The following is a 14,796-nucleotide window of genomic DNA, read 5'->3' on the forward strand; positions in this document are numbered from 1 at the left end:
TCACCCATGTCGCAAACCACCCAAGAGCCGTTGCGCGTCGTCTTCTGCATCGGCATCACCCAGAACTTTTTCGACCTGCCCACCGGCGAAGGCCTGAGCGTGTGGAAAGGCTTCAGCCAGATGATGGGTGACCTCGGCGCCATGCCCGGCATCACCGTGCTCGGCGCAATGGACGACGACCGCCTGATGGTCGGCCCGTCCACCACCTCGCCCTGGACCGTGTACATCATGGCCGACGTCGACTGCCACCAGTCGGTGATCGACGCCTGCAACCTGTTCCGAACCACGCCGGTCGGCCAGTACAGCCTGTGGCGCTACGCGAAGATCGAAGCGCGCATCGGTCGCCCGTTGACCATTCCTGATGCGGCCAAGGTGTAAGCCATGAACGAGGCCTTGCTGCAGCGTCTGGCGACGCTCGAAGGGGAAAGCGCAGTGCGTCGCCTGATGGCGCGCTACATGGACCTGTGCGATGTGCCGCGGGCGGCGATTCATCAGAGCCAGTTGGCGCAATTGTTCACTGAAGATGCGATCTGGGAAGGCGTTGGTAGCCAGACGGCGCAGACCTTCGGCCAGCATCACGGACGTGCGGCGGTGGCGGCGTTTGTCGGTGGTTATTTGCCGCCGTCCGATCACTTCAAGTTGAACCTGCATTACCTCACCAGCGAGTCGATCGTGGTCGACGGCAAGGCGGCGCAGGGGCAATGGATCATGCAGCAGATCTCGACTTACGCCGATGGCCGCAACGAGTTGTTCGGCACGCGCCTGAACATCGATTTTCGTTGTGTCGACGGCGCCTGGCTGATCGCGCATTTCCGTACGCAGCGTTTGTTCAATACGGAGTTGAGTGCATGAGTACGTTCATCAGCGAATTCCTCCTCGGTGGCAACGGCAAGCGCGTAGCGATCAAGGACTCTATCGACATCGCCGGCCATCCGACCCGCTCGGGCAGCCGCGCATTTGCCGATGCACCGGCGGCGACGAAAAACGCCGAAGTGGTCGATGCGATCCTCGACGCTGGTTGGCAGATCGTTGGCAAGACCAACCTGCATGAACTGGCGTTCGGCGTGACCGGCATCAACGACTGGACCGGCACACCGATCAATCCGCAAGCGCCGGACCGTGTTCCTGGCGGCTCGTCCAGCGGTTCGGCTTCGGCGGTCGCGGCAGGCCTGGCGGACATCGCCATCGGCACCGACACCGGTGGTTCAGTGCGGGTGCCGGCAGCCTGCTGCGGGATTGCCGGGCTCAAGCCGACTTATGGTCGCGTCAGCCGTGTCGGCGCCCATCCGCTGGAGTCCAGCCTCGATTGCGTCGGGCCGTTCGCCAAAAGCATGGACGACCTGATCGCCGCGATGCAGGTGATCTGCCCGGGCTTTGCCGCTCAAGGCCTGCCAAGCGATGGCGCCAGGGTCGGCTTTCTCGAGGTGGCCTGCGATTCGCACCTGCAAGCCAGCCTGGGTGCCGCCGCCGACCGCGCCGGATGGCGTCGCAGCAACCTGCACCTGAGCGAATTCGAAGCGGCGTTCACCGCCGGCCTGACCGTGATCAATTTCGAAAATTGGGCGGCGTTCGGCCACCTGACCGGCAAGGGCCTGATCGGCGCCGATGTGGAAACACGTTTGCTGGCGGCCAGCCGCACCACGCGCCAAGACCTGGCCGAGGCCGAAGCCGTGCGCACAGCGTTCACCCAACAAGTGGACGCGGCGTTGGAAGACTTTGCCGTATTGCTGCTGCCGACGCTGCCGAGCCTGCCGCCGACCCTCAGCGAAGCCCGCGCCGGCAGCAAGGCCGTGGCCGGCATGACTCCGCTGGTTCGGCCTTTCAACCTCAGCGGCCACCCGGCCCTGACGGTGCCGGTGGAACTCGACTGCGGTGGGCTGAAGGTCGGCCTGCAAATCGTCGGGCGCAAAGGTCAGGACGAACTGGTCTGCGCCTTCGGCGCGCAACTGCAACAGAGCATGGCCGGTGAACGGCCTGGCTCTAAAACAAAATCATAAAAAGAAGCCATGAGGAGAACCGCATGAGCACTCATGAATATCAGCTGATCGCAACGTCGAAAAGCCCCGAAGACCTGGTCCAGCATGACCGCGTCGACGTCTCGCTGTACAACGACCCGGCGCTGTTCGAAGCCGAGCTGGACAAGATTTTCTACCGCACCTGGGTGTGGGTTGCCCACGAAAGCGAAGTGCGCAATTCCGGCGACTTCAAGACCGCCACCATCGGCCGTCGCCCGGTGATTGTCGTGCGCGACAAGAAGAACAACATCAACGTGCTGGAAAACCGTTGCCGCCACCGTGGCGCCACCGTGTGCGAGAAGCACAAGGGCAACGCCACCGGTTTCACCTGCCCGTACCACAGCTGGTCCTATGGCCTGGACGGCAAGCTGCGTGCGCTGCCGTATCCGGATGGCTACGAAGGCATCCTGGAGAAATCCGAACTGCCGCTGACCAGCCTGCGCGTCGAGAGCTACGCCGGCATGGTCTTCGCCAGCTACAACGACAAGATCGAACCGCTGGAAGACTTCCTTGGCGGCGCCAAACACTGGATGGACCTGTTCATGAAGCAGGGCGCCGGTTACCCGATCAAGACCCAGGGCGAACACAAATTCAGCTTCAAGGGCAACTGGAAGATCCAGCTGGAAAACACCACCGACGGTTACCACTTCCCGATCGTGCACAAGTCGTTCATGTCGTCGGTGGATGAAGAAACCTCGGAAATGCTCTCGTTCATGACCGACGAACAAGCCGTGACCCACTCGCTGGGCAACGGCCACAGCGTGATGGTGATGGTGCCGGAGCACGTCGATCTCGATCATGACGACGGCACCGAACAGTTGCAGGAGCGCTTCGCCCATGTGACTGAAGAACTGTCGAAAACCATGCCGGCCGATCAGGTCCGTCGCATCGTGCGCTCGCTGCACGGCGCCGGTTTCAACCTGAACCTGTTCCCCAACGTGGCGATGTCGATGTCGTTCTTCCGCGTGTTGCGCCCGGTGTCGGTCAGCGAAACCGAGATCCGCCACGTGGCCCTCGGCATGGACGGCGGCCCGGAAATCGCCAACCGCGAACGCATGCGCATCCACGAACACTTCCAAGGCCCGTTCGGTTTCGGCAGCCCTGACGATGCCGAGGCCTGGGATCGCGTGCAGCGCGGTTCGTACGCCGGCGTCGATGCGCCAATCCTGGTCAACCGCGGCCTGAACCGCGAAATCACCGCTGAAAACGGCGACAAGGTCAGCCACGCCACCGACGAAGGCGGCATGCGCGGTGCCTACGACATGTGGAAAAGGATGATGAGCCAATGAGCAATCAAGACACCCTGAACGGTTTTACCGGTCCCTTGGCCCAGGCCATCGAGTTCATCTGGCGCGAAGCCGAACTGCTCGACCACAAGCACTACGCCGAATGGGCGACCCTGTGGAGCGAAAGCGGCAAGTACATCGTGCCGATCGACCCGGACACCGAAGACTTTGAGGCGACCCTCAACTACGCCTACGACGATGCGCGCATGCGTGACCTGCGCATCGAACGCCTGACCGCCGGCTACTCGCCGTCGGCGGTGGATGCGGCGAAAACCATCCGCACGATCTCGCGTTTCCGCCTGGTGGAAGCGGCCGGCGACATCGTCGAAGTCAACTCGGCGCAGTTGCTGTACGCCTACAAGCGCGGCGTACACACGCCGTTCGTGGCTGATTTGAACCACCGCATTCGCTTCACCGATGGCGTGCCGACCCTGGAGCGCAAAGTGGTGCGTCTGATCAACTCCACCGACAGCCTGAGCGCGCTCGGCTTCCTTTTGTGAGGGCAACATCATGAGTCGAGTAGCCCTTGTAACGGGTGCCTCGCGCGGACTGGGCGAGTGCATCGCCCGTCGTCTGCATGCGGCGGGTTATCGCGTCGGCCTGGCGGATGTGCGCCTCGATGGCGTGCGGCATCTGGCCGCCGAGCTGGATGGCAGCGGCTCCACGGCCGTCGCCATCGAGCTGGATGTGCGCAGCAAGGCCGACTTCCAGCGCGCCCGCGACCTGCTCGCTGCCCATTGGGGCGGCACTGACATTCTGGTGAACAACGCCGGTGTGTCGAAAGTCGCCGCGCTGATGGACATCACGCCGCAAGAGTTCGACGAGTCGATGGCGATCAACCTGCGCGGCACCTTTGTTGCCTGCCAGGTGTTTGGCGCGCACTTTGCCGAGCGCGGCTTCGGTCGCATCGTCAACATCGCATCCCTGGCCGGACAGAACGGCGGCACCGCCACTGGCGCGCATTACGCGGCGGCCAAGGGCGGCGTGGCGACACTGACCAAGGTTTTTGCCCGTGAATTGGCGCCCCAAGGCGTGACGGTCAACAGCATCTCGCCGGGTCCGCTGGACTTGCCGGTGGTGCGTGAAACCGTGGCTCCGGAGCGTCTGGAGCAGATCCTGAAGATGATCCCGGCCGGCACCCTCGGTGACCCCGAGTTCATCGCTGACAGCGTGTTGCTGCTGGTCGCCGACAACGCGACCTCCGTGACCGGCGCGTGCCTGGACGTCAACGGCGGCTTGTTCATGCGCTGATTGGCGCGCTGGCAAAGAACAGGGTGCCTGGACTACAGGCGCCCGCGTTAATAGAAATAACTCAAGTTTCAGGTGATGCAATGATGAAGGTGAAGATCGAAAGGATCGTCGACGAAGCGCTGGATATCCGTTCCTTTCGCCTCGTGCGCAGTGACGGCCAGCCGCTCGACACCTATGAACCGGGTGCCCACGTCGACCTGACCGGGCCGACCGGGGTGACCCGCCAGTATTCGCTGTGCAGCCCGCCACAAGATCGCCGCGCCTACCTGGTGGCGGTGAAGAAAGAAGCGCAGTCGCGCGGTGGCTCACTCGCGCTGCACGAGCAAGTGGAAGAGGGCATGGAGCTGGAAATGGGTGCGCCGCGCAACCTGTTCCGCCTCGATGAAACGGCCAGCGAGCACGTGCTGTTCGCCGCCGGTATCGGTGTCACGCCGCTGCTGAGCATGGCCTACAAATTGGCGGAAAGCGGCCAGCCGTATCGCCTGCACTATTTCGCCCGCTCGGCGCAGTACGCGGCGTTTACCGAGCTGTTGGCAACGAACTTTGCTGAGTCTGTGGAATTTCACTACGGCGTGGAGCCCGCGGATCTCGACGCAGCGTTGAGCGAATGCCTGGAGCGTGCCGGCAGCGCCGCCCACGTCTATACCTGCGGCCCGGCACCCTTCATGAACAAAGTGGTGGAAGTGGCGTCCCGCACCCGCTCGAATGATGCCATTCACCTGGAGCACTTTGCAGCAGACCCGGCCGCCAACAGCGCCCCGGCCGGTACGTTCGAAGTGGAACTGGCCAGTTCCGGCGTGGTGCTGCAAGTGCCGGCCAACGCCAGCCTGGTCGACGTGTTGCAGGCTCACGGTTGCGACATCGACACCGAGTGCCGCGAAGGCATCTGCGGCACCTGCATCGTCGAGGTGCTGGACGGCTTGCCGGAGCACCGTGACAACTGTCTGTCGAACAAGGAAAAGGCGTCCAACAAGCAGATTTGCGCGTGTGTATCACGGGCGCTTTCCGCTCGTCTGGTATTGGACCTTTAACAGAAAGTCGACTGGAAAGCTTGGGCCGGAGCCTGTTGAATGGGCGCCCGGCGGCCGTCGAGGGAGGCGATGGCTACAGAAACAACCGTTTTGACGAACCGCTCGATGAAGCGGTCGAAAAATAACAACAAAAACCTGAGGCTTGCGGACATGATTACAGCATCGACGGTGCGCAACGAGGCGTTCGAAAGTTGGTTGAGCCAGGTGAACCAGGCCTGTGGGCGTTTCGATGCCCGGGCGCTGGACACCGATTTCTACGGCGAACTGGCGGAATTTCGCAGCGGTGCGATCAACCTGAGTGTGGTCGACATGGCGCACGTGCATTTGTACCGCACCAGCAAGGACGTCAGCACCAGCAGCGACGGCCACTACTACGCGGTGTTCCAGCTGCGGGGCAGCTCGCAACTGGAGCAGGGCGACAACCGCGCGCAACTGGGCTGTGGCGACATTGCCCTGATCGACGCCAGCCGTCCGAGCGACATGATCTACAACGACGATTGCCGACAACTGTCGCTGATTTTGCCGCGCCAGGTGGTCGAGCGCGGTTCGCACTTCAATGCCGTCAACTGCGCCACGCGCATCGCGGCCGGCAGCCCCCTGGCGGCGATGGCCAACAAGCTGGTGCTGGACACCCGCCAGCAGGAAGGGCTGGACATGCAGGAAAGCGAGGCCGTGCTCGATGCCCTGGCCAGCCTCTTGCTGCCGGGCATCAGCGCCCGCGACTGCGGTGCAGACGCCCATGAGCGGCAATTTCGCAAGATCATCGCCTTCATCGACGCGCACCTCAGTGACGAAGAACTGTGCCCCGAGCTGATTGCCCGTGAAGTCGGGATTTCCGTGCGCGGCCTGTACCGGATGTTCTCCAAGCGCGGCCTGGTGGTGGCGCAGTACATCAAGCACCGCCGCCTGGACTTCTGCGCGGAAAACCTGCGCCGGGCCGATGTCGAGCAGAAGCTTTCGGCGCTGTGTTATGCGTGGGGCTTCTCGGATTCGAGCTACTTCTCGTCGGCCTTCAAATCGCGCTTTGGTGTGTCACCGGGTGCTTATCGCAAGCGCTATAGCCAGATCTGACACCCGCGATTGATGTTGAATCTGCCGGCCTCTTCGCGAGCAAGCCCGCTCCCACATTGAATCTCCGGTGAACACAAAGTCTGTGTACGACCGGGACCAACCTGTGGGAGCGGGCTTGCTCGCGAAAGCGGTGTGTCAGTCACCATCCATGTTGAATGTGTCGGCCCCTTCGCGAGCAAGCCCGCTCCCACATTGAATCTGCGGTGAACACAAAGTCTGTGTCCGGCCGAGATCAAAATGTGGGAGCGGGCTTGCCCGCGATGGCGGCCTGACGGCAAATACAGGAGGCTCAGTGCCGCGCCGGCTCATCCACCGGCAAGTGCAGCACCTCGCGCACCAGCATGGCGATGCTGCTCACGCCCATCTTCTCCTTGATCTTGGTGCGGTGCACATCAACGGTCTTCACGCTGATGTTCAGCTCCCGGGCAATCACCTTGCTGGCCTTGCCATCGATCACCAGCATCAACACTTCCCGCTCACGGGTGGTCAGCAGTGCCAGCTTGCCTTGCAGGTTCTGACGCTGCTGCTGATCGGCCTGGGCGTGTACGGCGGTCTTCAGCGCGGCCTGGATGCGGTCGATCATCTGCTGCGGGTTGTAGGGTTTCTCGACGAAATCCAGCGCGCCGTTCTTCATCGCCGTGACCGACATCGGAATGTCGCCATGGGCCGAGACGAAAATGGTCGGCAAGGTGCTGCCGCGCTGGTTGAGGATTTCCTGCAACTGGAAACCGCTGGTCTCCGGCATGCGCACGTCGAGCACCAGGCAGGCGGGCTGCTTGGGGTCGTACTGGCTGAGGAACTCTTCGGCGCCGGCAAAGCACTGCGCCTGCACGCTGACCGACTCCAGCAACCAGGCCAGCGAGGTTCGCAGGTCTTTGTCGTCGTCAACGATATAAACAATCGGTTTACGGATTTCCATCGGGGCTGCCACGAAAGTTTTCTAATTATTGTTTTCGCACGGGAACATGCGGCACGCATTGGCTCATCTTTCTGGAACCAGTATGCAGAATACCCACTGTGGCCGGCCCTTGCGATAAAGAAACCACCTAGTCGACTAGCGGAAAGCCAACCTCGCCATGGGGATCGTCAGAATGGTTGCGGCGCGCCCACAGCCTTAGTCTTGTTCCATCACCTACGGGCCGCAAGATAGCGGCCCTCCTGAAGGAAGGGGCATCGACATGGCCGACCTGAGCCAGCAGCAAATCGACTTTCGCAACGCCATGGCGCAGCTGCCTGCCGCGGTGAACATCATCACCACCAACGGCCCCGGCGGACGTTGCGGCATCACCGCCAGCGCCGTGTGCTCGGTGACCGATTCGCCACCCACCGTGCTGGTGTGCGTCAACCGCAACAGCGCCACCCACGACGTGTTCCGCACCAACGGCCACTTGTGCGTCAACGTGCTGTGTGGCGAGCAGGAAGAACTGGCCCGGCATTTCGCCGGCATGACCAAGGTGCCGATGGACGAACGCTTCGCCTGGGACCTGTGGGACGACGGTGCCGCCGACGTACCGGTGCTGCGCGATGCCCTGGTGCAGCTCGAAGGGCGGATCAGCGAGTGCAAGGAGGTGGGCTCGCACTCGGTGATGTTCGTGGAGCTGACGAAGGTGGGCGTGCGCGAACCGCGCGACAGCCTGGTGTATTTCAACCGGTTGTTTCATCGCGTTGAGCATGCCGGGGCGCATTGCTGACAGACCGCGTTATCGTTCAATCGCGAGCAAGCTCGCTCCCACAGGAATCTCTAGTGAACACAAAGTTTGTGTACGGCTGAGATCAACTGTGGGAGCGAGCTTGCTCGCGATGGCGGTGTGTCAGTCAACGATGATGTTGGATGTGATGGCCTCTTCGCGAGCAAGCCCGCTCCCACAGGGATCTCTGGTGAACGCAAGATTTGTGTATGGCAAAAATCCAGTGTAGGAGCGGGCTTGCTCGCGAAGGCGGAGTGTCAGGCGGCAGCGATGTTGGATGTGATGGCCTCTTCGCGGGCAAGCCCGCTCCCACAGGGAGTTTTGGTGAACACAAGATTTGTGTATGGCAAAAATCCAGTGTAGGAGCGGGCTTGCTCGCGAAGGCGGAGTGTCAGGCGGCAGCGATGTTGGATGTGATGGCCTCTTCGCGAGCAAGCCCGCTCCCACAGGGATCTCTGGTGAACACAAGATTTGTGTATGGCAAAAATCCAGTGTGGGAGCGGGCCTGCTCGCGAAGGCGGTGTATCAGGCACTGCAAATCTCAGATACGAAAGCTCCCCACCAACTGATTCAACTTCCACGTTGGCAACGACAACGCCGTTGCCCATAGCCGAAATCAGAAACCGGTGGCGAACACCACCTGGGCGTAGACGTTCCTGTCGTTGTTACCCAGTTGGGTACCACCGTCTTCGGCGCTCTTGTCCGGTTGGTAGATGCCCACCAGTGGCATCACGGTCAGGTGGTCGTTGACGTGCCATTCGGCGTACAGGTCGACTTCGTGGCCATCGGTGTTGCCCAGGTTGCGGTCGATGGTGTCGAAGTTGAAGTACATCGCGCCGACGGTGAGGTTCTCCAGTGGCGAGACTTTCAGCGTGACGTTCTGGATGCGCGAATTGCTGTTGAATGGCCCGGCGTAGTTGCCCGCCACTTCACCCTGGAACCAGGTGCCGTAGCCACGGCTGAAACCGTAGAACAGGGTGTCGTAGCCTTCCGAGAAACGGCTGTAGCGGTAGCTGGCGCTAGGCGTCCAGACCGCGTCGGAGAAGGTCCAGCCGGCTTCCAGGTACCAGGCGTCTTCGCTGGAGGTGTTGGGTTTGTCCTGCTTGGCGTATTCACCGGACAGGAACAGGTCTTTCACCCCGGCGTTGCCCGCCGCACGCAGGCTGTAGGTCTTCATGCCGTCGCGTTCGAGCTGGATCGGCGAGGCGTACTGTTCGTCGATGTCGGTGGTCTTGATGTAGGTCAGGCCGACCGTGCCGGCCTCGGCTACGTGCTCCAGGGTGCCGACGTACATTTCGGTCTTGGCCTGGGCGCGGTTGTCGGATTTGAGCCACATCAGGTCGCTGCGCCAGCCTTCCTTGCCGCCCAAACGTAACACGGCGGTTTCGTCGAAGGCCTTGCGTGCTGCCAGGTAGTAGGCGCCGCCACGATTGAACTCGCCGTCGGCCAGGCCTTTGCCCATGTTCAGTGCATCGCCGTCGATCAGGAAACCGTCGCCGACCACAATGTTCTGACGACCGAAGGACAGGTCGACGCCGTCACTGCCCAACGCACCGAACAGATCGGCCGAGCGCCAGCCGAGGTAGGCGTCTTCGAACTTGGTGGTGCGTTCCGAGCCATCTGAAAAGCCGGCGGCATCGCCATCGCCCCAAGTGCCGGAGCTGAGCATGTTCCCCGCGCCGTACGCGGTACCCACACCGCCCAGGCCTTGATCGAAGCTCAAGCCGTATTTGATGTAGCCCTCGCGCCACGACGAGCTGCCTTCATTCAGGCGGCCGGACAGGGCGTAGTTTTCCTGGCTGTGGAAAATGCCGAACACTGCTTCGAGGGTAGCGTTCAGGTGGCTGTCGTCATCGGCGTAGAGTTCATAGGCACCGGCATTGCCGGCACTGATCATCAGCGCGAGCGTCGAGAGACGAAGCAAGGGGGACTTGAGCATGGTGTGGCATCCGTTCTTGTTCTTGAGCGCAGGTTTGCGGTCTGTCCGGATACTAAGGCGCGACTTTCGTTTGCCCTTTTCCCTGTTTGCCAATTAGTTGGTTGTGCATGCCAGATTGCCCGGTTTGGCAGCCCGGCCAACACAACTGGCACGCAGGGCAAAACCTGCGTGCCGACGACCACCGACAATCCCTACCAACCTGCCGAAGCACCGTTGCCTCGGCATTTTCAGTGTTGGCGTTCGCTTGCTGGCGGGCGCGTGGATTTTCAAGGTCGTTTTCTTATGTTCACTTCGCTGCGTTTGCCCTTGATCGGTTTGCTGTCCTTCACCCTGGTTCAGGCGGTGTCTGCCGCCGAGTGCGCCCCGGACACGCGCCGTGGTGCCGAAGTGTTTGCCACCGAGTGCAGCGTCTGCCACGCGGTGACCAAGGGCACCACCGGCATGATGGGGCCGAACCTGTCTGGTGTGTATGGGCGCAAGTCCGGCTCGCTGGCGGGCTTCAGCTACTCCCAGGCCATGCGCGACAAGGACGTCGACTGGCAGGCCGAGAACATCACGCAATTGATCACCCAGCCCCAGGCCTTCGTGCCGGGCACCTACATGCCCTACATGGGCCTGGCTTCCGCCGACGACCGCCAGGCGGTCGCGTGCTTCCTCAAAGAACAACACTGATCAGGCCGGATTGGCGCCTGAACAACTCGTCTGAATGAAAGGTGAATTATGAGCAACGTTGAAATCCTGCCCCAGGTTGCTGCATTCCTCGAACGTCGCCACGGCTGCTTCATCGATGGCCAGTGGGTGCTTGCCGAGGGCGACAGCATCGCCGTGGTCAACCCGGCCACCGGGCAAACCCTGTGCGAAACCCTGGATGCGCCGCTGGAACTCGTCGAGCGCGCCGTGCAGTCGTCCCACAAGGCGTTCAAGTCCGGCGTGTGGTCGAGCCTGCGCCCGGCCGACCGTGAACGCATCCTGCTGAATTTCACCCGCCTGGTCGAAGAACACGCCGAAGAACTGGCCCAGCTGGAAACCCTGAGCCAGGGCAAGTCGATCAACATGGCCCGCGCGCTGGACCTCAACGCCACCGTGGAATTCATGCGCTACATGTCCGGCTGGGCGACCAAGATCGAAGGCCAGACCTTCGATGTATCGATACCGCTGCCACCGGGCGCGAAGTTCACCGCGTTCACCAAGCGCGAGCCGGTGGGCGTGGTGGTCGGCATCGTGCCGTGGAACTTCCCGCTGCTGATCGCCGCCTGGAAGCTGATGCCAGCCCTGGCCACCGGTTGCACGGTGATCATCAAACCAGCCATGGAAACCCCGCTGACCGCCATGCGCCTGGCCGAACTGGCGCTGGAAGCCGGCATCCCGGCCGGCGTATTCAACGTGGTCACCGGTGGCGGCGCTTCCGTTGGCGGCGTGCTGACCGCGCATCCTCTGGTGAGCAAAGTGTCGTTCACCGGTTCCACCGCCGTGGGCAAGAGCGTCGGCGTGGCGTGCATGGAAAACATGACGCGCTTCTCCCTGGAGCTGGGTGGCAAGAACCCGATGATCGTACTCGCCGATGCCGACATCGAAAAAGCCGTGCAAGGCGCGATCCTCGGCGGCTTGCTGAACAACGGCCAGGTTTGCGCCGCGGCTTCGCGCTTCTACGTGCACCGTTCGATCCACGATCAATTCGTCGAGGCCCTGGCCGCCGTCGTCTCCTCGATGCCGATTGGCGCCGGCATGAATTGCGACGCGGCAATCAACCCGCTGGTGTCGCGCAAGCAACAACAAAGCGTGCTCAAGCACATCGAACTGGCCCGCCAGCAAGGTGCGCGGGTGGTGACTGGCGGCGAGTTGCTGGAGGGTGATGGTTTCTTCGTGCAGCCAACCATTCTGGCGGACATCGACCACAGCATGGCCGTGGCCCGCGAAGAAGTGTTCGGCCCGGTATTGGGCGTGATGCCGTTCGACGACGAAGACGCCGTGATCGAACTGGCCAACGACAACCGCTACGGCCTGGCCGCCAGCCTGTGGACCAACGACCTGGGCAAAGCCATGAACCTGGTGCCGCGCATCGAAGCCGGTACGGTGTGGGTCAACGCCCACGTGCTGCTCGACCCGGCGATGCCGTTCGGTGGTGTCAAGCAGTCGGGCATGGGCCGCGAGTTCGGGCGTGCGGTGATCGAGGCTTACACCGAGCTCAAGTCGGTGTGTATCGCTCATTGATGCAGCGACCGCCTGCCGCGTGATCGAACATCACGCGGCAGGCGATCTCGCCAGTTCAATCCCGGCAGCACCCAGCCGCTTGAGAATTTCAAACAGCAGCTCGCTTTTGATCGCGCCGACCGTGCGTGGGCTGCCGACATAACCGGTGACGGTCAAGGTGATGCCTTCGGGTTTCAGCTGACTGAAGCGCAGGAACGGTGCCGGTTTGTCCAGGATCGATTCGTGTTCGGTGTAGGTGTCCATCAGCAGGTTCTGCACCAGCTCCGGATCGATGTTCAGCGGGAACATCAGTTCGAGTATCACCACGCCCTGGGCGCTGCCGCCGAGGGTGACGTTGCGCAGGTTCTGGGAAATCAGGTGGGAGTTGGGCACGATCATGATCGAGCGGTCGGCCAGTTGTATTTCCGTGGCCCGCACGTTGATCCGGCGAATGTCGCCTTCGACGCCGCTGATGCTGATCAGGTCGCCGACCTTCACCGGGCGCTCGGTGAGCAGGATCAGGCCGGAGATGAAATTCTTCACGATCTCCTGAAGGCCAAAGCCGATACCCACTGACAGGGCACTGACGATCCAGGCCAGGTTGGTCCACTTGATCCCAAGCGACGCCAGTGTGAGCAGGACGACGGACACGTAGCCGATGTTGGCAAACAGGGTGCTGAGCGAGGCGCACATGCCCGGGGCCATCTCGGTTTTCGGCAGGAACTCGTTATCCAGCCAGCGGCGCAGCGTGCGTATCAGGTAGACACCGATCATCAGTGTCAGGAGGGCATGCATCAAATTGTCCGGGACGATGTTCAGCTTGCGCAGCCCTTCACCACCGAGAATGGCCACGGTGCCGGTGACCAGTTGCCCGAGCGTCGTCCCCACGCCGCCGACGAACAGGGCAATGACGCCGATCAGCATCAGGATGGCGCGGCCAGCCCCGGACATGACGGTGCAGATCTGCTCCAGGCGTGGATTGCCGATGCCCAGCAGTTGTTTGATCGCCTTGCCGGTGGGTTGCCGGGGTGAAAAAACGTAGTCGCAGGTGTCCTGGTAGACCTGTGCGAGCAGGTAGAAGCCGGCGAAGATGATGAATATCCAGACCAGTTCATAGGTGATGAACCGGGCCATCGTCACGTAGCCGATCAGCAGGGCGAACAGGGACACCACCACGGCCGCGCCGGTGAAGGTGTAAATCAGACCGGCGAAGGTGGTGACGCCTTCGGGATTTTCTCCGGCCGATATCAGGTCGCGGCGAGTCTTGTTGACGCGCAACAGCAGCGCACCGATCACCAGTGCCACGACCAAGGCCACGATGCCCCGACCGAACAACACCACTTCGGCGCTCATGCCGGTGACATTGCTCATCTGTACCAGGGTTACCAGCACCAGCAGCAGGCTGGCCAGCAACCGCGGATAGGGCTCCATCGCCAGCGCCACCCGATCGGCAATATCGGGCAGGCGCCATGAAGGATGTTTGGTCGACAACAACGCGCGACTCAGCCCGGTGATCAGCACGCAGGTATAGGCCAGCTTTTCCAGATATTGGGCCAGGTCGTCCAGCTGGGGGGGGTAGGGCAGTTGCCGGGTCCCGGCAAAATGCAGCAGTTGCAGGGCGATGCCGGCGGTCAGCAGCGTCGCCATCACCGACGCCAGCGCAAGGGAGCTGCGCCGCAGCCGGCCTGCAGGCATTCGATGAAAGCACAGCCACGCCAGGACTCGGCCGGCGAGGTTTCGCCCCACGGTCCATATGACCAGGGCCAGCAACAGCAGGGTGGCCGTGATCCCGCGTTGTCCGGGTTGCCAGGCGGCCCGGTGCGTGACCTCGAGTTGCTCGATGAGGGCGCTGAAACGTTGGCGGTCCTCGATTGGAAGATTGAACAATGGCGACCAGAAACCCGGGTTCAGGATACTGCTGGTCTGCTGGGTCACCTCCGCTTCCAGCAGGCTGCGCCGAATGCTGCCAATCTGGGTGATCAACTCGGCGGCACTTGTTTTAAGCGCGGCCAGGGTTTTGAGTTGGCTATCGATCTTGTTTTTTTGCTCGCTGAGGGTGTCTCGTTGGCTGGTAATGGCAGTCGTCACCTGTGCGTTCTCGTCAAGCGGCACTGGCCCCAGCACGTTCAGTTGCGCCTGCAATTGCGCCTGTCCAGGCAGCAGTGATGTGGACAGGCGTTCAATCTCCTGAATCAGTACTTGCATCTGGTCCTGTGAGTTTTCCAGCTGGGTGTGATTGGTGGCCTGGGAAACCTGCTGCTTGAGGCTGTTGAGCTGGTTTTGCACCCCCAGCAGTTCGCTGTCGGAGATGCTGATGATCGGGGC

General features: G+C 62.0%; 15 protein-coding genes. 11 read left to right on the top strand and 4 right to left on the bottom strand.

Translation table 11 applies throughout. From position 1 onward, the window contains the following. Window positions 1–6 precede the first annotated feature (6 nt). The 7 genes from KGB28_RS19650 to KGB28_RS19680 all read left to right on the top strand — a co-directional run bounded on the left by KGB28_RS19650 (window position 7) and on the right by KGB28_RS19680 (window position 5,583). Window positions 7–378: a hypothetical protein gene (locus tag KGB28_RS19650; protein WP_057715413.1), complete on the top strand. Its 372-nt coding sequence runs from the start codon at window positions 7–9 to the stop codon at window positions 376–378. Between the two features lie 3 nt (window positions 379–381). Next, window positions 382–852: a nuclear transport factor 2 family protein gene (locus KGB28_RS19655; protein ID WP_223447267.1), complete on the top strand. Its 471-nt coding sequence runs from the start codon at window positions 382–384 to the stop codon at window positions 850–852. Beyond that, a complete protein-coding gene (locus KGB28_RS19660; protein WP_223447269.1) occupies window positions 849–1,997 on the top strand; it encodes an amidase in 1,149 nt (382 codons plus the stop codon). Before KGB28_RS19655 ends, KGB28_RS19660 begins: the two co-directional genes overlap by 4 nt. Window positions 1,998–2,020: 23 nt before the next feature. Further along, entirely contained in the window at window positions 2,021–3,304 is a 1,284-nt protein-coding gene (locus KGB28_RS19665) for an aromatic ring-hydroxylating oxygenase subunit alpha (RefSeq protein ID WP_223447271.1), read from the top strand. Next, a complete protein-coding gene (locus KGB28_RS19670) occupies window positions 3,301–3,801 on the top strand; it encodes an aromatic-ring-hydroxylating dioxygenase subunit beta (RefSeq protein ID WP_223447273.1) in 501 nt (166 codons plus the stop codon). The genes KGB28_RS19665 and KGB28_RS19670 overlap by 4 nt, the downstream gene beginning before the upstream one ends. A 10-nt stretch (window positions 3,802–3,811) precedes the next feature. Beyond that, window positions 3,812–4,552 (top strand): SDR family NAD(P)-dependent oxidoreductase, encoded by a 741-nt coding sequence (locus KGB28_RS19675; RefSeq protein WP_223447275.1) that lies wholly within the window; start codon window positions 3,812–3,814, stop codon window positions 4,550–4,552. Between the two features lie 80 nt (window positions 4,553–4,632). Further along, window positions 4,633–5,583 carry a PDR/VanB family oxidoreductase gene (locus KGB28_RS19680; protein ID WP_223447277.1) on the top strand — a complete coding sequence of 317 codons (951 nt, stop codon included), beginning with the start codon at window positions 4,633–4,635 and terminating at the stop codon, window positions 5,581–5,583. Here the strand turns inward: KGB28_RS19680 and KGB28_RS19685 are convergent. Next, window positions 5,580–5,735: a hypothetical protein gene (locus KGB28_RS19685; protein WP_223447279.1), complete on the bottom strand. Its 156-nt coding sequence runs from the start codon at window positions 5,733–5,735 to the stop codon at window positions 5,580–5,582. The two genes, KGB28_RS19680 and KGB28_RS19685, sit on opposite strands and share 4 nt — an antisense overlap. Here KGB28_RS19685 and feaR point away from each other — a divergent pair. Continuing rightward, window positions 5,734–6,654, top strand: a complete 921-nt coding sequence (gene feaR / locus KGB28_RS19690; RefSeq protein WP_223447281.1) for a transcriptional regulator FeaR — start codon at window positions 5,734–5,736, stop codon at window positions 6,652–6,654. The two genes, KGB28_RS19685 and feaR, sit on opposite strands and share 2 nt — an antisense overlap. Window positions 6,655–6,943: 289 nt before the next feature. Here the strand turns inward: feaR and KGB28_RS19695 are convergent, their stop codons facing one another. Then, entirely contained in the window at window positions 6,944–7,573 is a 630-nt protein-coding gene (locus KGB28_RS19695; RefSeq protein ID WP_046040364.1) for a response regulator transcription factor, read from the bottom strand. Window positions 7,574–7,832: 259 nt separating this feature from the next. Between KGB28_RS19695 and hpaC the strand changes: the two genes are divergently transcribed. Further along, a complete protein-coding gene (gene hpaC / locus KGB28_RS19700; protein ID WP_223447283.1) occupies window positions 7,833–8,345 on the top strand; it encodes a 4-hydroxyphenylacetate 3-monooxygenase, reductase component in 513 nt (170 codons plus the stop codon). Between the two features lie 613 nt (window positions 8,346–8,958). Here the strand turns inward: hpaC and KGB28_RS19705 are convergent. Further along, window positions 8,959–10,281, bottom strand: a complete 1,323-nt coding sequence (locus tag KGB28_RS19705; RefSeq protein WP_223447285.1) for an alginate export family protein — start codon at window positions 10,279–10,281, stop codon at window positions 8,959–8,961. A 282-nt stretch (window positions 10,282–10,563) separates the two neighbouring features. Between KGB28_RS19705 and KGB28_RS19710 the strand changes: the two genes are divergently transcribed. Together KGB28_RS19710 and KGB28_RS19715 are read left to right on the top strand one after the other, a co-directional pair. Next, entirely contained in the window at window positions 10,564–10,953 is a 390-nt protein-coding gene (locus tag KGB28_RS19710; protein ID WP_223447287.1) for a c-type cytochrome, read from the top strand. A gap of 48 nt (window positions 10,954–11,001) precedes the next feature. Then, on the top strand, window positions 11,002–12,492 hold the full coding sequence (locus KGB28_RS19715; RefSeq protein ID WP_223447289.1) for an aldehyde dehydrogenase family protein: 1,491 nt from the start codon (window positions 11,002–11,004) through the stop codon (window positions 12,490–12,492). Between the two features lie 30 nt (window positions 12,493–12,522). Here KGB28_RS19715 and KGB28_RS19720 read toward each other — a convergent pair. Next, window positions 12,523–14,796, bottom strand: a 2,274-nt coding sequence (locus KGB28_RS19720) for a DUF3772 domain-containing protein (protein ID WP_223447291.1), incomplete at its 5' end; no start/stop codon positions are given.

This window comes from Pseudomonas sp. BF-R-19, assembly GCF_019956445.1.
GTDB classification, from domain to species: Bacteria; Pseudomonadota; Gammaproteobacteria; order Pseudomonadales; family Pseudomonadaceae; genus Aquipseudomonas; species Aquipseudomonas fluorescens_BH.